The organism is Geoglobus acetivorans, assembly GCF_000789255.1.
Classification (GTDB): domain Archaea; phylum Halobacteriota; class Archaeoglobi; order Archaeoglobales; family Archaeoglobaceae; genus Geoglobus; species Geoglobus acetivorans_B.
In genome coordinates this window covers 1,250,920-1,268,546 of the sequence record NZ_CP009552.1, presented here as the reverse complement: position 1 = coordinate 1,268,546, position 17,627 = coordinate 1,250,920, and the positions used below count along the sequence as shown (strand labels likewise).

Below are 17,627 nucleotides of genomic sequence, written 5' to 3'. Positions count from 1 at the left end.
TTAAAAATCAGAGTATTATCTCGATTCCGAGTTTTTCGGCCAGCTCCTTGTACCTGTTTCTGATTGTAACTTCTGTGACTCCAGCTACTTCTGCAACTTCTCTCTGAGTTCTCCTCTCTCCGCTGAGTATGGATGCAATGTATATTGCCGCAGCAGCAACTCCGGTAGGCCCTCTACCACTCGTAAGCTCCTTCTCCTCAGCCTTCTTGATGATCTCAATCGCCTTTTTCTGGACCTCTCCGCTCAGTCCAAGGGCCGTGCAGAATCTCGGTATGTAGTCTGCCGGACTTGTAGGCATCAGCTTGAGTCCCAGCTCTCTCGCGATGAACCTGTATGTCCTTCCAACCTCCTTTCTGTCAACTCTTGAGTATGCCGCTATCTCGTCGAGGGTCCTCGGAACGCCAGCCTGTCTGCATGCCGCATAGAGTGCAGCAGCAACAACACCTTCGATACTCCTCCCTCTCACCAGGTTCTTCTCCACCGCCTTTCGGTAGATAACGGATGCAATCTCTCTCACACTTTTCGGCAGACCGAGAGCTGATGCAAGCCTGTCAAGCTCAGAAAGAGCAAAGGCAAGGTTTCTCTCGGTAGCGTTGCTTATTCTTATTCTTCTCTGCCACTTTCTCAGCCTGAATAGCTGAGCCCTGTTTCTGACCGAAATTGCCTTGCCGTAATAATCCTTGTTCGCCCAGTCTATTATGGTTGTAAGTCCCTTGTCGTGTATGGTGTATGTAATGGGCGCTCCAACTCTTGCCCTCTTCTCCTTCTGTTCGCTGTCAAAGGCTCTCCACTCCGGACCGGAGTCGATAAACGTCTCCTCAATAACATAACCACAATCCTGACAGAGGAATTCGCCCCTTCTGTAGTCTCTGATGAGTCGTGGGCTTCCGCATTCGGGACAGACTTCAATTGTTTCTTCTCTTTCTACCTCCTTTCTTTCCAGCTCCTTTTCTCTTTCCTTCCTTTCGATTTCCTTTTCCCTTACCCTTTCTACCTCTACCATCTTCCACCACCGTGAAAAGAATATCCTCCTCGATAATCCTCCTCTTGAAGGGTTTTACAACCAGAAATGGATTCTTCACCGGGCCGATAATGTCGTAAACAAAGCCAATCTTCTCCATTCTCTTGTTGTATACTGGAGAACCCTCCTTTGGGAGGTAATCCGGAACTGACGATAGTATCACGTTACCCGTTTTTGATATGTGCAAAACCCTTCCTATTTTTTTTAGCACAAGTCTTACTTTTCTCGGGTCGAATATATAAACATTTCGAAAATGATATATTTTTTACCCGATTCGGAATTAAAAATTTTTTGGGAATTGTTCCGTGTTCCGGTTAAATCTGCCCCCATTTGCACATCTACCGGTCAAATTTCTGGAGATGCATCCTAATTGGGTGAATAATAATTAATCACCAACTTTTTATATGTTTTACACGATCTCGATTCATGGATCCAGCGTACGTTGTGGCGTATGGGATTCTGACAGTATTTTTTACGCTCGCTATCCTCACGTTTGCTATATGGTCGCTCTCACTGATTTTCGGGAGGGTAAGAAGACCAGAAAAAGAGCACCCTTCTGGCAGAACAGACGTGAATCTGGTTGCCGCTGCGGTCTCAGCTGTTAAAGCTTTCGAAGAAGAGGGCATAACTGTGCCTGAGATAGAAAGAGAGGGGACCAGCTGGAAAATGTCCTACAGGTGGTGAAATTGCTGGGAGAACTGCTGATGATTGCCATAGCTCTGCTCCTGATTTACCTCGGCATATTCAGGAAAATGGAACCTCTCTTGCTTGTTCCAATAGGGTTTGGGGCGATGCTCGTCAACATCCCATCGTCGGACATGGCTGTAGACGGCATCTTGGCCCTATTCGTTGAATATCTGATAAAAACTGAAGTAGTCCCCCTCCTGATATTTCTGGGTATCGGTGCGCTGATTGATTTTGGACCATTGATTGCAAACCCGGTGACCTTCCTCCTTGGTGCAGCAGCGCAGATTGGCGTCTTTGTGGCTTTCATGCTTGCAACGCTGCTCGGGTTCAATCCTGCCGAGGCTGCCAGCATAGGCATCATTGGTGGGGCGGATGGTCCCACGACGATCTACATCACCACTGCCCTTTCCCCTCACCTTCTCGCTGTAACAGCCGTTGCAACATACAGCTACATGTCTCTCGTCCCGCTCATTCAGCCCCCTGTCATAAAAGCACTCACGTCCCGGGAAGAGCGGAGGATGAGAATGAAGCCCTTGAGAGATGTCTCAAAAAATGAAAAAATAGCCTTTTCGATCATTGTAACTCTCGTAACGGGCTTCCTTGTTCCTTCAGCTTTACCTCTTGTGGGCATGCTGATGGCAGGGAATCTTTTCAGGGAGAGTGGTGTTACAGACAGACTCGCAAAAGGTGCAAGCGAGGAACTGCTGAACATAATGACCATAATCCTCGGGCTGAGCATAGGCTCGACAATGCAGCTTCCTCGTTCCTCCGGCTTGACACACTCTTCGTTTTGACCCTCGGTGTTGCTGCGTTCGCTTCAGCAACAGCTGGCGGTGTGCTCCTCGCGAAGCTGATGAATCTGTTTTTGAGTGAGAAACTAAACCCCATGATCGGTGCTGCTGGAGTTTCAGCCGTTCCGATGTCTGCGAGGGTTGTTCAGAGGCTTGCCGCTGAAGAAGACCCAGACAACTTCATCCTGATGCATGCGATGGGGCCGAATGTTGCCGGAGTCATAGGGACTGCGGTTGTAGCCGGAGCGTTCATTCAGCTGCTGGGTATGTGAAAATATTTTTCAAGAATCCTGGCTTTATCCTCAATAATCTTTTCGAGATCAGATATGTCTTTTACAGGTCTGCTCAGGGCTATTTTTGAAACTGTCCCCTTTCCTATACCCGGTACAGATTCGATCTGCAGCAATGTGGCGCTGTTTATGTCTATTTTCGGCAGAGCCGTTACACTCCTCCTCCCGTAATCTATCACTCTGGCATCCAGAATCGTGTTTCTTTCGAAGACTCCAACGAGACCGACGAGCAGCGGGTATGTTCCTGCCTGTCTTGCGTAACTGATTTTTCCCTCCACTGTCTCAACTCTGAGGTCTGTAAGCAGTCTGCCTTTTGGGACGATCTTCTCGAGCATGACTCTGTCAAAGTCTCTTCTTATCCTCTCCTTGTAAATTTTGAAATATTTCTTATGCTTTCTCACGTTCCTGTCACCGGTTTCAGCCATTGGCGTTGACGGAAAAACCTTTACCTGTCTCAGGTTAACCCTTCTGACGAGCAGATCTCTTTCGAGCAGGTCCATCAGAAATTCGTAGTTTTTCTCGAATGTTTTTTTCGTCTCACCTTTAAGGCCGAAAACGAAATTCAATCCCGGGAGGAAGTAGGGAAGGCCGTTGTACCCCACATTTTTTCCGTATCTGTTGATAAGCTCCACTGCGAAGAGAACATCGTCGGGTGTTGCGAGCAGGTTATTCTTTTCTATGACCGCTTCATCGGCACTTTCCATACCCATTGCGGCTATATTGCCGGGCGTCTGGTACATCACAATCGTCTTGATAATCTCCCGGCTCTCCTCAGGATACTCCGCAATCGTTTTTGGATTCACGTTGTCGAGGTGGAGTGTTTTTATCTTGGGACATTCCTTCCATATTGCCCGGTGGAAATTTTTCATGAATTCCGGGTCAGGTCTGGGAAACTCCTTGGAGAAATCACCCATGTATGTGAAGAAATCTGTCTGGTTTCCAAGCCTGAAGTGCCTGACTCCCTGATTGTAAAGGGCTTTCATCTCTGCTATGACCATGTGCGGAGATCTCATAGACACTCTGTGGATTCTTTCTATGCAGAAGCTGCATTTCTTCCAGTAACAGCCCTTGTACGTCTCTATCTCACACACCACATGGGGGTAATCCGGATGCTGTCTGACAACCCTTGCTCCGAGAACTGCAAACTCGTTAACGAAATTTCTGCTCAAGTCTCTGACTTCTCCCCCAAGTCTTTCGTACAGAGCATGCTCGAAGGGGAACTGCAGAATTTCATAGCCGTCAATCTCTTCGTCAAGTTCAAGTGTGATGGGTCCCACCAGGATTTTCTCCTTTTCAGGATAAACTGCAGGTAGCTCTCGCAGGGATAGTGGTTTGCCACCGAGATATTTTCCCGGGACGGCTATTCCAGCAATGACGATTATTTTATCTGCTTTTTCGAAGATTGATGGGTTTTTTCTGTACTCATCTACTGTGGCATATTTCCAGCTCAGCCCGAGTTTTTCGAGCATTCCTGCGATGTACCTCGGGTAGGGTGATATGTAGGGAGGTACACCCAAGCATGACGGCTCGTCCACGTAGCCGTCGAGTATCCCTATCATTCTCCCCTCTGGATTTTCGCATGTCCCCCTATGATTGAACCGCTGAGCTCGAGGTTTCTGATTTCGCACTTCTCGTCAATTATACTCCTCCAGACCTTCGTTTTCCTCAGTATGACTTCATCGAAGATAACCGAATCGCTGATATCGCTCGCCTCAATCTCGCAGTTTCTGCCAATGTACGCATAGGGGCCGATTATGCTTCTTCTCTTTATCTTCACGCCCCCCTCTATCACAACCGGTTCGATGATCTTGGATGTTCTGTCAATCTCAACATCCTCGCTGACGCTGTGTGTGAGGTACACCTTCATCGCTCCGAGATAGCTGTCCGGGTTTCCGACATCATACCAGTTACCGTTGTCGAAAACGAACCCGTAAACCTCTCTCCTGTCAATCAGCCATGAAATGAAGTCTCCCAGGTTGTCCTTTCTCTCTCCCCTGACGTAATCTCCGAGCATGTCCTTGGTCTCTCTGTCGAGCGCATAGATTCCTATGCCCGCAAGCGTGCTTTTCGGTTTCTCCGGTTTCTCCTCAAACGAAACAATTTTTTCTCCGTTAAGAATGGCTATACCATACCTTCTGGCAAGATCGTAGTCTCCCACGTCATACAGGGCTATGAGCGGTTTTTTTATCTCTTCGTACCTGTTTACGAAATCGTCAAGCCCGAAAGAGAATATGTTGTCTCCGGCAATAACCAGAACCTCATCATCAAATGTGCTTGTAACCTCATGCAGCGCTCTGACAGCTCCGAGTTTTTCCTCTTCTTTTGTTGTGTTCTCTATCACGAGCTCAACATCCTTGTCCTCTGCCCATCGCTCGAAATCCTCCCTGAATCTGAGATTTGTCGAGACGATTATGTCAAAACCGAACGGTTTTATTTTCTCGTAAATGTGATCAATTATGGTTTTTTTCCCGAGGGGAAGAAGCGGTTTGGCCTTGGTCTTAGTTATGGGCCACAGTCTCGTTGCGTATCCACCTGCCATTATCACTGCCTTCATTGTGTCTGTTTTGACATGATGAATTAAAAAAATATCGGAAACACATATATTGTTTTTCTCATTATTTCAGCCATGTTCAGTCATATTGACAGCGAGGGTAAGGCGAGAATGGTTGATGTCAGCAAAAAGGAGGATGTTCTGAGAGTTGCGAGAGCGGAGGGGTACATTCTGCTCAGAAAGGAAACCATCAGGGCAATTCTCGAAAACAGGGTTGCAAAGGGGAATGTGCTGAACACGGCAATCGTTGCCGGCACAATTGCAGTCAAGAAAACTTCGGAGCTGATACCCCTGTGTCATCCCCTTCAGATAACCTCGGTGTCCATAGACTTTGAGGTTCACGAGGACCGGATAAAGGCAGTCTGTGAGGTGAAATATGTGGGAAAAACTGGAGTAGAGATGGAAGCGCTTGTTGGTGTTACGAATGCTCTTCTCACAGTCTGGGATATGGTCAAATCTCTTGAAAAGGACGAAAAAGGCCAGTATCCGTTTACAAGGATAACTGATGTTCGGGTCGTTGAGAAAATTAAGGAAAAGTAATTTAAATTTAGGTATGTTACTTCAGAGCATGGCAAAGATTTACTATGATGGAGATGCAGATCTGGAGCTTTTGAAGGGAAAGAAGGTGGCAGTTATCGGTTATGGCAGCCAGGGGCATGCCCATGCTTTAAACCTGAAAGAGAGCGGCGTGGATGTTGTGGTAGGGCTTTATGAGGGAAGTAAAAGCTGGAAAGTGGCAGAGAAAGATGGCCTTGTGGTTAAGACAGTTGAAAAAGCCAGCGAAGAAGCAGACGTTATCATGATGCTCATCCCCGATACCGTACAGCCTGCTGTTTACAAAAAATATGTCCATGAGGCGCTCGAGGAGGGAAACATGCTCATGTTTGCACACGGCTTCAACATTCACTACCAGCAGATAATCCCGCCAAGCTATGTTGATGTCACAATGGTTGCTCCGAAAAGCCCCGGGCATATTGTGAGAAGGATGTATCAGGAGGGCAAGGGAGTTCCGGCGCTCGTTGCTGTTCACCAGGATTACAGCGGAAAGGCGCTTGATCTCGCTTTAGCTTATGCGAAGGCCATTGGGTGCACGAGGGCCGGGGTGATTGAGACAACCTTCAGGGAGGAGACAGAGACTGATCTCTTTGGAGAGCAGGTGGATCTGTGTGGTGGTGTTGCAGAGCTGATCAAGGCGACCTGGGAAACGATGGTTGAGGCAGGATATCAGCCTGAGGTGGCTTATTTTGAAGCCCTCCACGAGCTGAAGCTTATTGTGGACCTGATCTATGAGGGTGGAATATATGCAATGTGGTATTCCGTCAGCGATACGGCAAAGTACGGAGGTATGACGAGGGGCAGGAGAATAATTAACGAATCCGTGAAGGAAGAAATGAGAAAGATCCTCAGGGAGATTCAGAGTGGTGAGTTCGCAAGGGAATGGATTCTCGAGAACATGGCAGGAAGACCGAGCTATTCCAGACTCCTTGAAATGGAAAAGAACCACCCCATTGAGGAGGTTGGGAAGGAACTCAGGAAAATGATGCCGTGGCTCAGGGGAATAAACACCGAATAATTTTAATTTTTGGCCGTATCCTTACGGTATAGCAAAACAGGGTTTATGCCATGCCTCCCTCATCGGACTGGCTCAGAGAATACGTCATGAGTAAGGGCATTGATGCAGAGATAGTTGAGGTGGGAAAAGCTTCAACCGTAAAAGAGGCTGCAGAGGCGCTTGGGTGCAGCAGGAGGCAGATTGTAAAGTCCATTGTGCTTGTTGCTGGAGATGAACCTGTTGTGGCAGTTGTTGATGGCGTCTCGTCGGTGGACCTTGAGCGCGTGCATCGGATCCTTGGAGTCCCGGTCAGGATTGCGGGTAAAGATGAGGTCCCAAGGCTAACCGGATTTCGGGCTGGCGGAGTACCTCCTATTGGACATAACTGCAGAATTCTCCTTGATGAGGGGGTTCTGGAGATGGAGCGCGTATATGGCGGGGGAGGCGACGAAAGACATTTGCTCCATATTCGCCCCCGGGACATTGTTCGGGAATGCACGGCAGTTGCGAGAATCAGGAAGTAGCGTTACCTGAATGTCGATATTTTTCCATCTATAAAATCTTCTTCTGAAAGCCTTCGGTATATCTGGACGAGTTCAACACCCTTTTCTGTGGGAAAATAGAGTGTTTTTCCGTTAACCTGCTTTTCTGAAATTAATCCTTTATCTTTCAGGTATTTCAGATATTTCTCGACGAGATGGAAGTTCAGGTTGGCATTATACACTATCCTGGTCTTGTTTGCACCTCCATTCATTAACGTGCAGATTATATCCACCACTATGTCGAATCTCGTACGGCGCATTGTATTCACCTTATATTATTTTAGAAGATATATTTCGAAACATCTTCGATAATTTTCTTTTCATTTTACTATGATTAATAATTTTGCTAACTCATCATAATTACCGCAATAAGTGAAAAACCCGTGAAATACCTTTTATTCGAATTCAGAACATTTCCTTGTATTTTCTTATGAATTTCAAACCTTTCTCAGTGGTTTTGTAGTATGTCTTTCCTTCCTTCCGGTATTTCATTATGAGCTCCATTTCCGAAAGACGGTCAATGTATCTTGTTGCGATCTTGAAATTGAGGTTTGAACCGTAAACTATTCTGGTTTTCAGAACTTCATCCCGTGCAATTTCGAGTATGCTGATCATTATTTCAAGTTCACTTCTTTTTTTCATATCCGTCACCCTTTCTGTAAATGTATGCATTCCCGTTCGACATCACGGCCAGGTACTCATCGGTCTCTATAATCGGGGACTCAAGCTCGTAGGCAATCTTTCCAACGTCTTCAAGGCTCCTGAGAAACACTGTGTTTCCTGCAGCCGGAGATATCTTTCTCGCCTGAACTATCAGAGAGTCGTACTTCTTTCTGAACCTCCTGTCGAGTCTGCCATTGTTTATCTTCGAGTTTATTCCCCTAGCCAGTAATTTTCTGTTCAGGACAATTATTGCCGATATGCTTGTGATGAGAACAGCCGCAAGCACCGTCTTGATGGTGGATGGCTTTGCATTGCCGAATGGGGTGGAAATGTAATTCTGAACGACGATATCCCTTTCGATATTCTCGCTTTTGCTGAACTCAAGATTGCCGAACTTCAGCGTCTTTCCCACCGTCATCGAGGAAACGTGCCTGTACTCTCTCTTGATTTTCTCCCCGTTGATGTCGCCTATTATGCTGACTGTGGTTTCGATTTCGACAATCGGAGTGTTGTAGTTGAGTCCGGTTTCCTTTTGGATTCTATCCCAGAGCTGTCTGACATAGAAAATGTCTATGGTGAGCTTTCCGGCCTGCTGGCTCTCGATCACACCCTCATAGCTGTAGGGTAATTCCCTTTTCCATTCGGGGAGTACCTTGCTTTCTGAAGGTTTCAGGTATGTTTTGATTGAATAGTCTCCTGTGATGCCTGGGGATGCTTTAATTTCGTATTCGAACCAGAATCTTTTAACGAGGTTTGCGAAGAATATATCTCCTCCTCTGACTGTATCTCTGTCTCCGAATATTATGGTTGGAGAGTTTATCTCAGCAACTGGAACGAATCTGATTTCAATCCCGAATGATCCCACCTTCTTTTTCATTTTCTCCTCGTCAGGTATGTCCCAGTACGTTATCAGAAAGTAGGCCGATAATACTGCAAGAACCAGAAACATTCCGGTTACAATTTTTGCGTATTTCATCCTCCTCCCCCCATCATCTTGTTTCGAAACGTTATTAATGATGAATAAACTGAATTACTGAACAAAATTCAGTTTCATTTCAACTGGAAGTTCCTCATTTTTCGTTTGAAGGACCCTGGCTGGATCCTTATTCTGTAATACTTTTTCTCCCCACCGAACATGTGGATAACTGCCAGTAAGGCGAGTATTTCCAGATCAATCATGAGTACTGGGATATACTCATTTATCGAGAACAGTCTGTAGGCAATCTCAGGGGGCAGCAATGGAAAATACTTTGCAACAATTATTTTCTCCTCATACAGTCTCGTCTCTATCGGAGCTTTTATGGTTACTGTGAGTGTTTTTGACTCCCCTGGCCACAGGACAAAATACCCATCTATGGCGGAATTTTCTCCACCCTTTACAGCGTAAATCATTGGATAATGCAGGTTGTTGGAGATCGTCAGATTTCTCTGGAATACCTGCCCGGGAAGCACCCATTCCTCTCTCAAACCGCCTGCTGATGTTACGCCGTACTGTATCTTCTCACTTCCAATCCATATTGTTCCCGAGAAGGTTGCCAGAAGAAGAAGGCTGAATGTGAGGATCAGGAAAACCTGGTCTGAATGAAGCCTGAGTGATTTTCTCGATCTCCTCTTTTTTCTGCGCTTTTTATCCCCTCCCAGCATAATTTCTGCCAAACCTGCCAGGAAGAACAGCGTCAGCATCAGCATTTTGTGTTTCCATGCGAATTCGGAAACCTCGCTCACATAATTACCAACCTGAGGAATCTTAACAGGTCTGTCGAGGAATGTTATCACCTTACCTGCTATAAACTCTTTTTTTACGAGGTCCTTTCCGCTCTGCTGATCGGTGGCGATATTGTTATCTCCTTTGGTTATGTACCCTCCTGAAATCTCTGAAAAAATTCTGTGACAGACCCATTCTCCATTCGAGTAAAATACGATTATGTCTCCTTTCTCAAGGCTGAAAAATACGGGAGTCATGAAAATCAGATCCCCTTTGCTCAGTGTTGGCTCCATGCTGTTTGAGGTTATGTATGATACGAAAACCGGTCTGTTCATAAGGGCCCCGAGAACAGTGGAAAATGAAAAAATCAGGATTGAAATGCTTATTATGAGTGCAAAGCCCCTCCTCATGAGCGATGCCCTCTGCGTTTTTCTTTACTGCCATTCCCGTCCTGACACTCGTGATTTTCATAGCAGCATCCATCCGAATCGCAGCTTTCATTGTGGCAGTTGTGTGAGTCATTGCAGCCATCGTAACCATCACAGTCTTCATCGCAGCACCCGTCTGAATCACAGCATTTCTCATCGCATTTCCCCGAATCACAGTCTGAGTACACGGTTATGCATATCGGATTGCTCCTGATATCATATCCGACAACTTCTGCACCGTCATTCAGGCAGTATGCTCCCGGAGATGTGAACTCCTGCCTGCACGCTGGGTTTTGCTTGGTAGTAACGTTTACGTCGAGCCACTCAACATCTCCGTTCTCCAGATGCACATACCACGTGATTGTGGAAGAGCCGGAATTGCCCATGCCATTGCTCAGTATTTCATAACTGCCAGATGACGGGCTAATTTCAAGAATTTCGAGTTCGGCAGGTACTGTATCCTTTATCACAAAATCGTCTGAGGTTCCTGGATTTTTCACCAGGATTCTGAAAGTCCAGTATTCCTTTTCTCCAACCTTTACGGACTCCTTTCCACTCATAAGGTGCTTTTCGATTTCGAGTCTCGGACTGGAAATGTTGATCGTGCATGCATAAAGCTCTGCGGACCCGTTCGCCCAGTCTGCGGATACCCTGGCTGTTATCGAATAAAAACCGGGCAGCCCGTAAAATGTTGCTTTAACCTCCACACTCTCGTTTGGTGAGAGGAAAAACTCACTTTCGTGATTGATACTTGATGAGTCAGTATATACATAAAAAGTGGCTTCCTCTCCAAGCCTGTTTGTGATGTTGAGGAGCGTGAACGTATCGCCTGACTTCAGATAACGGGTTTTATTTTCGGGACACAGGCATGAGATCAGGGATTCATTCAATTCGGTAACATTTGCAGAAAAGTTTCTTTCAGCACCGAATTCTTTAAAATGACTGGATGACCCGACAAGAAGTCCGAAACTGAGGGTCAGGAGTATCAGCAGATTAATGTATGTTTTCATTTCACTCACCCTTCAAAAAAATATGGGAATGCATTTTGATCGCCTCATGACACCAGAATGTCTATGGTATCAATCACAATGTCATCTGCAAGCAGTTCTATGGTTACTGTTTGCGGAGTGTGTGGCTCAGGTGGTGTTATCTGAATTGAAAACGTAACCTGGCTGCCCCACGCCACATTCGTGTACTTGTCAGGAGTCCATGTGACAGTCCACCCCGGCGGAGCGCTGGCCCTTAGGGTCAGGTTACCTATCGGCTGCTCCGCAACTTCCTTTATCTTGTTTTCAATAATTGTCGGTAAAGCGCTCAGGTCTCCCTGCAGCTCAGCATATGCGCCGTCGGTCATGTCGGCCATGTACATGAAGTTCGTTCTTGCATCGTTGCTGAACTCGTCATCTCTGCCTGCGTAGATTGATATTATCGTTAATCCGAAGGCGTCTGCAGAGTTAATTGCATTCACATAGTCAACATCATCTGAAGTGTTCATGAGCCAGTCGTCCCCGGGATCCCCACCATAGTTGTTTTCGAAAACGCTCAGGCCGTTTGGCATGTTGTGGGGCGGAGCATCTCCGAGTATGACCAGAATTTTCCTTGCGTCATCTCTCCAGCTCATCTCACTCATCGCCTTGTGGACAGCATAGGCGTACGGCTCAGGTTCGTCAAGGCCATTTTTGATCTCGAGATTGTTAATTGCACCTGCAGCAGCGTTTATGTCGTAGGTCAGGTCTGAATCCATTCTCCACGGATAGTCTCCGGGTGCTCCGTAATTTTTACCGTATGGCCATCCGTAGCCGTAGTTTTCTGAGTAGAGGTACAGTTTCGGATAATCTGCAAGACTCGCAACACCGAATCGTGAATCCTGAATCAGAAGTCGTATGTCTGTCATGAGGTCTATCGCACTGACCTTTGCCTGATTCAGCTCTTCCAGCATGCTGCCTGTTACGTCGAACATGAACACTATGTCGCCCTTGGGAGCCCTTTCTGGAAGTTCAACCCTCCATTCAAAGTTCTGCGGTACCGGTGTTGGAGTTGGGGTAGGAGTCTCTTCCGGTGTTGGTGATGGAGACGGCGTTGGGGTCGGCACAGCACCGTTGCACGGTTCTGCATGGATTCTGAGTCTGCCATCTATACTTCCAAGCTCTTCTGATTCAATAAGGAGACCGACCTCCTTTCTCTCTCCGGGAAGTATCTGCAAAACGGTTTTCTGAGATGCGTTCAGATAATTCTCAATATATGTTTTAATCTCTTCAGGTTCTGAGGTTACGGTTACGTTTATACAGACACCATCCCACAGGTCGTTTGAAATTTCAAATACTCTGTCAAAAGCGTATTTGCTATCCGGACTGAGACCTTCTCCCTTTCCCTCATTCCATTTTGGGTTGTTCGTGCTGAAGTCTATGTACAGCTTCCCATCCTGCCCAATGTATGCATAGGGCTGGAGGGGTTTGAGGTCTATCAGTTCCTGATCATCAGAAACAACAGCAATGCTGTAGTTTCTCTTTGCAGTGTATTCTGTGAATGTTGCCGTTATACCAATAACGTATGCTGATGCTATGAGGAGCGTTACCAGCAGTCCTGCAAATGTCCAGATCTTTTTAGGGTTAGATTGTGGCATTGAGAGACACCCCCACCATCTGTCCGTTCCTCATGTCGAATACAAAACCGACACAGGTCTCTTCCATCCATCCAAGCTGGAATATCAGGTGTTGCGTGGCAGTTTCTGGAGAATATGCTGTTGCTGATGTTGGGGTGTACATCATCACGCTGGGAGATGATGAATTCACGACGAATGTAACTGTCTGGTTCTCCCACAGTGTGTTCTTCACGTAGAACATGCAATCAAATGCGTACAGCGTGTCAGGACTCAATCCAGCCCCGTATCCGGGATATTCGGGATGGGACGGTGAAATATCTATGTACAGCTTCCCATCCTGCCCAATGTATGCATAGGGCTGGTTGGGAACAAGTCTGAGCAGCTCCTGATCATCCGCAACAACCTGGACATGAAAACCCCTGTTTGCGGTATAGTCCTTGAAATGACTGCTGACCCCGGTTATTAATAAAAATGAAATTATTAGGACCACTGTTATCGCTGTTTTCATTGAAAACACCTCAAAAAATTAAGTTATTCCTGATATGGATACGCATGCATGGTCATTTCTCCGGTGTAGTCGCCCGTTTTTATGCCGGTGGTATCTATGACGAACCCAATGCACGCCTTATCTCCATTCTCTATCACAACGTGGAGGTTGGATGTTGCGTTGGCGGGATCAGTGTTGCCCTCGTCACTTTTATCCGAGTATATCTTCACGATTCCCTGAAGTTCACTGGACAGATCAATATCCATGCCTATTGTCATGTTTTCTTCCCACAGGTCGTTTGAGACGCAGAAGACATCGTCAAACACGTATCTTGAGTCAGGGCTTACACCCTTCCCGTACCCAGGGTAATTCTCGTTCTCTGCGTCGAACCTGACTATGAGTTCTCCATTGTCGCTGTCAATGAATGCGTATGGCTGGTTTGGTGTCAGGTCGATGAGTTCCTGGTCATCTGTTACAATTGCTATTGTGAAATTCCTTTCAGCATGGTACATTCTGAAATCTGCGCTCAGCCCTGAGACAAGTGCTATTGCGATGGAGAACATCACCAGGTATATTATTTTGTTCATAGGTCAGCACCCCGTTACTCGGCAGGTTCAGCATGTATTGTGAGCTGCCCCTCTATGCTATCTCCTGGTGATTTTCCGTCTCCATCAAAGCTCATTCCAACGCAGACTTCTTCTCCCTGGGGAACGTTGAAGTTGATGGAGGTGCTTGCTTCATCCGGATCATTTGTGTACAGCTTGACCAGATCGTTATTGGATGTGATCGTTACGTTTATTGTTACATTCTCCTCCCACAGGTGGTTTGAAACGTTGAACATGCAGTCAAACGAATACTTTGCATCCGGACTGATTCCAAGACCCCCGCCGTCAGGGTAATTCTCGTTGTTGTCGCTTATATCGATGTACAGCTTTCCGTCATTACCTATGTACGCATACGGCTGCCCGGGATCCAGATCGATTAGTTCCTGATCGTCAGCCACGACCGCAACATGCACGCTTCTGTCGGCATCATAGCTGGCAAAATCTGCCCCAATCCCTAAGGCAAACACAAGTGCTCCGATCAGGAGCACGACTCCCACAAGCCTTTCGAACATTTTGCTTCACCTCAACCATTTTGTTAGAATTAATTGTGATGAACAATTACTTAGTTAATTCCTGAATTCTCCTCCCTTCTTTCCGGTTAATTCGACGATAATCGCCGATTAAGTTTCTGAACTGTGATTAGAAAACTTTTCTGACCTTCATTGTCTGAAGTAAAGAACTTGTTACCAGAGCAATCGATATGACAATTGCGAGAGTATCCATAACCAGCAGGCTTCCCAGAGCAGATATGCTGCCGAGAACGAGATAATACCTGCTCCAGCTTATATCTCCACCTTCAACAAATTCGATGTACATCCTCACGTCGTTGAGATACCTCTCTTCGAGGTGCAGCATGTTGCTTGATCTATCGTAGTATACAATTCTGGCTCTTTCGAGCTTGGGTATGTGGGTTTGCTTCAGGCTGATATAGACGCTTTTTCTGTTTCTTTTCTGGGGATCTCCTTCTTTTTCACAGATATATGTGATAACATCTTCAAGGGTTGCCCGACCGTTGTTGTGCAGGAGATACCTCAGGAGGAGTTTCCTCCTTTCATTGGATATTATCGAAGTAAGACTGTTCATAGTCCCCACCAGAATAGGTTATGGTATTTATCATATTTAATACTATTTTATTGTTACTTAACTATGTTCAGTAACAAAAAATTAACAAAAATAAAAAATTTTAATGGCTTATAATATCACGTAGGTGGCACAACCTGCACGGGATCGCTCACGACATCCAGTGGCTCACAAGGCACTATGACTGCCTGGTATTCGAGCAGTATGTATCCCGTATAGTCGGTAGCCGGAGCACCGTTGGGCAGGTGCAGGCTGAAGTCTATCTTTGTTGTGTTGCACGGCCACAGCAGGTTGCTGAACTTGGTCCACTCCCATGATGGGAGCATCAGGTCCTCATCAAGGAACCTCATGTCGAAGACGTCTTCGAACTTCTTTGGCGGGTCAGTAGCGCTTGTCGCGTCAGATGCATACGCAGATACTGCTATCGGGGTGTTACCGATATTCCTTATTGTGGGCCTGTCAGATGTGTTCATGTCGTAGTCTCCGCTGACCTGTGCTCTGTAACCCACTTTCACGTTCGTGAAGTGGACTGAGTTGAAGTCGGTTTCATAGGCAAGCATTGGCCTAACTTCAAAGTAGTTGGTGAACTTTTCAGATGTGGCACCGTTGTTGTCTGTTGCCCATGCCTTGACCATGTACCATCCGTAGGCCTGATGGTAATCGATGAAAAGCTCGGCGGCGTAGATTCTTGCCTCATTCTGGTGGAGTTCTTCCAGCAATTCGCTTGCATCCTCAGACGAGAAGTATCCGGTGGCAACGCCTAATTCAACAAGCTCTCTGACTGAATATCCCTTGAAAACAGGGGCGTCCAGATCGGGAATTCCCAGCTGGTCTCTAACAAGCTTAATTTCAGTTGCGTGGACCTGGTATTTGAAGCTGCCATCTCCATATCCGCATGTTGGGTGGTACACATCAACATACACGTTTCCATCCGATATGTCCTCGATTCCGTTGGGGTCAGATACTATTACGAACGAATAGAATGTGGCGCCGTCTCCTGGAACGATGTCTCCCTGGGTGCCGAGCCTTGCTGGATCGGCGTCAGTGAGTATGAACTCATCGTCTGTGTTTGGATCAAGCCAGAGTTCCCACTTCGCCTTAATCCATGGCGGGGATCCAAGGGGATCTGTTTCCACTGTAACGCTTATTTTCTCCTGGCTGGAATATCCATCTATAGCGTTTGCTGTTCCAATGCCAATCAGGCTCACTGCCAGCACTGCAAGCAACAAAATATTTTTTTTCATGCTTTTTCACCTCCTTTTCACATATCTGTAATGATAATTCATCATACTTAGTTAATTTCCGAATAAAGCCGTTAGAAAATCGGTTATTGGCAGATTAAGCGTTTAAAGCCACCGGTTAATAAAGATAAATTAGGGATTTAGTTATGACAACTCATCGTTTCTTTCCTTTCATCCTGAGTTTCATAAGCAAAAGGACGGTTCCAGCAATCAGCATTGCTGAATAGATGCCAAACCCTGGAATTCTGGAGTTTTCGTCATTTCCAGCGCTGCTGTTCGATGCACTCTCCTGTCTGACCATTTGACTGGTAACTTCCACAGTTATGCCGCTCAGTTTTGCTATTCTGCCCCCGTATGACAGGACTGGTTTGAGAGTGTAGTTTCCCGGTTCACTTATTTTCAGATATGCTGTCAGGATTCCGGTTTGTCCTTTTTCAAGCCACAGCGGGTCGCTTTCAGACAGGTCAATGAACTCGGAACCGTTGTAGATCTCGATCCTCATTCTGACTTCCGTATCTATCTGGCCGGTGTTTTTCACTCCCAGTTCAACTTTCGACATTTTTCCTGGCTGGATTACTTTCTCGACGGAAATGTTCAGAATCTCCATTCTTGCCGTAAGTGTTCCTTTTTCAAAAACATTGAACTTGAGTTCCTCGGTAAGGATTTCTTTCCCGTCCATCAGCAATCTGAGTCTGCCTGTGTATGTTCCCTCAGCAATCTTCGAAGTGTCCCAGCTTATTTTCGCAGCTTTTATTTCCTGGGGTTTTATTTTCACAGCCGTCTGGTTCCTCCACACCTCAATGCCATCTGGATTGAAGACTGTTATCTCGACAGTAGGGTCAGCAACAACGTTTCCATTATTGAGTATGTCCACCTCCATTCTTGCAGGAATTCCGACTTCAGTATCCTCTATCGTGAAGAGCATAAGCTTCACGGATTTTTTCTGTTCTCCTGTGACTGTGAATACCAGATTAAGGGGAGCCTTCATCCCAACACCCACTTTACCGCCTTCAGAAGAGGAGACGAAGAACACCGGGATTTTGTAATTTCCGTTGGAAGCATCTTCAGGTATTTTCAATCTCACGATTATCTCGTGGTATCCGCTGGGTGGGACCTCGATCTCATTAATCACTTCTCCTGCTGTGTTCAGAACCTCCACCCATTCCGAAAACTCACCTGTTTCTATTTTGAAGTGAGCGGGGCTGTCCTGTGTGTTGTATATCCTCGCCCTGCCCTCCACAACCTGCCCTCGAAGAAGGTCTTTAAAGTCAATGAATGACGGAGAGATTCCTATGCTTATCGCTTCTGCACCATAAACGAGTGCCAGTACCAGCACTGCTGAAAACAAGATTTTTACGTATGTTTTTCCCATACAATCACCC

20 protein-coding genes and 1 pseudogene are annotated in these 17,627 nt (G+C 46.3%); 5 read left to right on the top strand and 16 right to left on the bottom strand.

Annotation, left to right across the window (positions count from 1 at the left end; all coding sequences use genetic code 11):
• Positions 1 to 7 precede the first annotated feature (7 nt).
• Positions 8 to 1,003, bottom strand: a complete 996-nt coding sequence (locus GACE_RS07520; RefSeq protein ID WP_048092417.1) for a transcription initiation factor IIB — start codon at positions 1,001 to 1,003, stop codon at positions 8 to 10.
• A complete protein-coding gene (locus GACE_RS07515; protein ID WP_048092416.1) occupies positions 906 to 1,232 on the bottom strand; it encodes an H/ACA ribonucleoprotein complex subunit GAR1/NAF1 in 327 nt (108 codons plus the stop codon). The genes GACE_RS07520 and GACE_RS07515 overlap by 98 nt, the downstream gene beginning before the upstream one ends.
• Positions 1,233 to 1,447: 215 nt before the next feature.
• On the opposite strand from GACE_RS07515, the gene GACE_RS07510 reads away from it, so the two are divergent.
• Together GACE_RS07510 and GACE_RS07505 are read left to right on the top strand one after the other, a co-directional pair.
• Positions 1,448 to 1,705: an OadG family protein gene (locus tag GACE_RS07510; RefSeq protein ID WP_048092415.1), complete on the top strand. Its 258-nt coding sequence runs from the start codon at positions 1,448 to 1,450 to the stop codon at positions 1,703 to 1,705.
• Between the two features lie 20 nt (positions 1,706 to 1,725).
• Positions 1,726 to 2,771 (top strand): annotated as a pseudogene (locus GACE_RS07505) (sodium ion-translocating decarboxylase subunit beta).
• On the opposite strand, the gene GACE_RS07500 reads toward GACE_RS07505, so the two are convergent.
• Together GACE_RS07500 and GACE_RS07495 are read right to left on the bottom strand one after the other, a co-directional pair.
• Entirely contained in the window at positions 2,753 to 4,348 is a 1,596-nt protein-coding gene (locus GACE_RS07500; protein WP_048092414.1) for a radical SAM protein, read from the bottom strand. The pseudogene GACE_RS07505 and the gene GACE_RS07500 sit on opposite strands and share 19 nt — an antisense overlap.
• The gene (locus GACE_RS07495) at positions 4,345 to 5,343 is read right to left on the bottom strand and encodes a sugar phosphate nucleotidyltransferase (RefSeq protein ID WP_048092413.1); all 999 of its coding nucleotides are present in this window, start codon (positions 5,341 to 5,343) and stop codon (positions 4,345 to 4,347) included. The genes GACE_RS07500 and GACE_RS07495 overlap by 4 nt, the downstream gene beginning before the upstream one ends.
• Before the next feature lie 72 nt (positions 5,344 to 5,415).
• Between GACE_RS07495 and moaC the strand changes: the two genes are divergently transcribed.
• From moaC to GACE_RS07480, 3 genes are read left to right on the top strand one after another with little or no spacing between them, the layout of a single operon-like run.
• On the top strand, positions 5,416 to 5,880 hold the full coding sequence (gene moaC, locus GACE_RS07490; RefSeq protein WP_048092412.1) for a cyclic pyranopterin monophosphate synthase MoaC: 465 nt from the start codon (positions 5,416 to 5,418) through the stop codon (positions 5,878 to 5,880).
• A gap of 28 nt (positions 5,881 to 5,908) precedes the next feature.
• Positions 5,909 to 6,913 carry a ketol-acid reductoisomerase gene (gene ilvC / locus GACE_RS07485; RefSeq protein ID WP_048092410.1) on the top strand — a complete coding sequence of 335 codons (1,005 nt, stop codon included), beginning with the start codon at positions 5,909 to 5,911 and terminating at the stop codon, positions 6,911 to 6,913.
• Positions 6,914 to 6,963: 50 nt separating this feature from the next.
• Positions 6,964 to 7,416, top strand: a complete 453-nt coding sequence (locus GACE_RS07480; RefSeq protein WP_048092409.1) for an aminoacyl-tRNA deacylase — start codon at positions 6,964 to 6,966, stop codon at positions 7,414 to 7,416.
• 2 nt (positions 7,417 to 7,418) lie between these two features.
• Here GACE_RS07480 and GACE_RS07475 read toward each other — a convergent pair whose 3' ends face one another.
• The 12 genes from GACE_RS07475 to GACE_RS07420 form a co-directional block, all read right to left on the bottom strand.
• Positions 7,419 to 7,694, bottom strand: coding sequence for a winged helix-turn-helix domain-containing protein (locus tag GACE_RS07475; RefSeq protein WP_048092407.1), 276 nt, complete (start codon positions 7,692 to 7,694; stop codon positions 7,419 to 7,421).
• A gap of 145 nt (positions 7,695 to 7,839) precedes the next feature.
• Entirely contained in the window at positions 7,840 to 8,076 is a 237-nt protein-coding gene (locus GACE_RS07470; protein ID WP_048092406.1) for a winged helix-turn-helix domain-containing protein, read from the bottom strand.
• Positions 8,060 to 9,073, bottom strand: a complete 1,014-nt coding sequence (locus tag GACE_RS07465) for a DUF5305 family protein (protein ID WP_048092404.1) — start codon at positions 9,071 to 9,073, stop codon at positions 8,060 to 8,062. The genes GACE_RS07470 and GACE_RS07465 overlap by 17 nt, the downstream gene beginning before the upstream one ends.
• Before the next feature lie 74 nt (positions 9,074 to 9,147).
• Complete coding sequence (locus GACE_RS07460) at positions 9,148 to 10,212, bottom strand: signal peptidase I (protein WP_048092403.1); 1,065 nt, start codon at positions 10,210 to 10,212, stop codon at positions 9,148 to 9,150.
• On the bottom strand, positions 10,209 to 11,240 hold the full coding sequence (locus GACE_RS07455) for a COG1470 family protein (protein WP_048092402.1): 1,032 nt from the start codon (positions 11,238 to 11,240) through the stop codon (positions 10,209 to 10,211). The genes GACE_RS07460 and GACE_RS07455 overlap by 4 nt, the downstream gene beginning before the upstream one ends.
• 44 nt (positions 11,241 to 11,284) lie before the next feature.
• A complete protein-coding gene (locus GACE_RS11235; RefSeq protein WP_052400255.1) occupies positions 11,285 to 12,853 on the bottom strand; it encodes a DUF1102 domain-containing protein in 1,569 nt (522 codons plus the stop codon).
• On the bottom strand, positions 12,840 to 13,340 hold the full coding sequence (locus GACE_RS07445; protein ID WP_052400254.1) for a DUF1102 domain-containing protein: 501 nt from the start codon (positions 13,338 to 13,340) through the stop codon (positions 12,840 to 12,842). Before GACE_RS07445 ends, GACE_RS11235 begins: the two co-directional genes overlap by 14 nt.
• A 23-nt stretch (positions 13,341 to 13,363) precedes the next feature.
• Positions 13,364 to 13,906: a DUF1102 domain-containing protein gene (locus GACE_RS07440; protein ID WP_048092401.1), complete on the bottom strand. Its 543-nt coding sequence runs from the start codon at positions 13,904 to 13,906 to the stop codon at positions 13,364 to 13,366.
• A 14-nt stretch (positions 13,907 to 13,920) separates the two neighbouring features.
• On the bottom strand, positions 13,921 to 14,436 hold the full coding sequence (locus GACE_RS07435; protein WP_048092400.1) for a DUF1102 domain-containing protein: 516 nt from the start codon (positions 14,434 to 14,436) through the stop codon (positions 13,921 to 13,923).
• A gap of 127 nt (positions 14,437 to 14,563) precedes the next feature.
• Positions 14,564 to 15,007, bottom strand: coding sequence for a DUF7344 domain-containing protein (locus GACE_RS07430; protein ID WP_048092399.1), 444 nt, complete (start codon positions 15,005 to 15,007; stop codon positions 14,564 to 14,566).
• Between the two features lie 116 nt (positions 15,008 to 15,123).
• The gene (locus GACE_RS07425) at positions 15,124 to 16,248 is read right to left on the bottom strand and encodes a hypothetical protein (RefSeq protein WP_048092396.1); all 1,125 of its coding nucleotides are present in this window, start codon (positions 16,246 to 16,248) and stop codon (positions 15,124 to 15,126) included.
• A gap of 151 nt (positions 16,249 to 16,399) precedes the next feature.
• A complete protein-coding gene (locus GACE_RS07420) occupies positions 16,400 to 17,617 on the bottom strand; it encodes a COG1470 family protein (RefSeq protein ID WP_048092394.1) in 1,218 nt (405 codons plus the stop codon).
• Positions 17,618 to 17,627 lie beyond the last annotated feature (10 nt).

Excerpts from the sequence above, each read along its gene's own strand:
- GACE_RS07520 (WP_048092417.1), bottom strand. The coding sequence starts at position 1,003 with ATGGTAGAGGTAGAAAGGGTAAGGGAAAAGGAAATCGAAAGGAAGGAA.
- GACE_RS07510 (WP_048092415.1), top strand. The coding sequence starts at position 1,448 with ATGGATCCAGCGTACGTTGTGGCGTATGGGATTCTGACAGTATTTTTT.
- GACE_RS07500 (WP_048092414.1), bottom strand. The coding sequence starts at position 4,348 with ATGATAGGGATACTCGACGGCTACGTGGACGAGCCGTCATGCTTGGGT.
- GACE_RS07495 (WP_048092413.1), bottom strand. The coding sequence starts at position 5,343 with ATGAAGGCAGTGATAATGGCAGGTGGATACGCAACGAGACTGTGGCCC.
- moaC (WP_048092412.1), top strand. The coding sequence starts at position 5,416 with ATGTTCAGTCATATTGACAGCGAGGGTAAGGCGAGAATGGTTGATGTC.
- ilvC (WP_048092410.1), top strand. The coding sequence starts at position 5,909 with ATGGCAAAGATTTACTATGATGGAGATGCAGATCTGGAGCTTTTGAAG.
- GACE_RS07480 (WP_048092409.1), top strand. The coding sequence starts at position 6,964 with ATGCCTCCCTCATCGGACTGGCTCAGAGAATACGTCATGAGTAAGGGC.
- GACE_RS07475 (WP_048092407.1), bottom strand. The coding sequence starts at position 7,694 with ATGCGCCGTACGAGATTCGACATAGTGGTGGATATAATCTGCACGTTA.
- GACE_RS07470 (WP_048092406.1), bottom strand. The coding sequence starts at position 8,076 with ATGAAAAAAAGAAGTGAACTTGAAATAATGATCAGCATACTCGAAATT.
- GACE_RS07465 (WP_048092404.1), bottom strand. The coding sequence starts at position 9,073 with ATGAAATACGCAAAAATTGTAACCGGAATGTTTCTGGTTCTTGCAGTA.
- GACE_RS07460 (WP_048092403.1), bottom strand. The coding sequence starts at position 10,212 with ATGAGGAGGGGCTTTGCACTCATAATAAGCATTTCAATCCTGATTTTT.
- GACE_RS07455 (WP_048092402.1), bottom strand. The coding sequence starts at position 11,240 with ATGAAAACATACATTAATCTGCTGATACTCCTGACCCTCAGTTTCGGA.
- GACE_RS11235 (WP_052400255.1), bottom strand. The coding sequence starts at position 12,853 with ATGCCACAATCTAACCCTAAAAAGATCTGGACATTTGCAGGACTGCTG.
- GACE_RS07445 (WP_052400254.1), bottom strand. The coding sequence starts at position 13,340 with ATGAAAACAGCGATAACAGTGGTCCTAATAATTTCATTTTTATTAATA.
- GACE_RS07440 (WP_048092401.1), bottom strand. The coding sequence starts at position 13,906 with ATGAACAAAATAATATACCTGGTGATGTTCTCCATCGCAATAGCACTT.
- GACE_RS07435 (WP_048092400.1), bottom strand. The coding sequence starts at position 14,436 with ATGTTCGAAAGGCTTGTGGGAGTCGTGCTCCTGATCGGAGCACTTGTG.
- GACE_RS07430 (WP_048092399.1), bottom strand. The coding sequence starts at position 15,007 with ATGAACAGTCTTACTTCGATAATATCCAATGAAAGGAGGAAACTCCTC.
- GACE_RS07425 (WP_048092396.1), bottom strand. The coding sequence starts at position 16,248 with ATGAAAAAAAATATTTTGTTGCTTGCAGTGCTGGCAGTGAGCCTGATT.
- GACE_RS07420 (WP_048092394.1), bottom strand. The coding sequence starts at position 17,617 with ATGGGAAAAACATACGTAAAAATCTTGTTTTCAGCAGTGCTGGTACTG.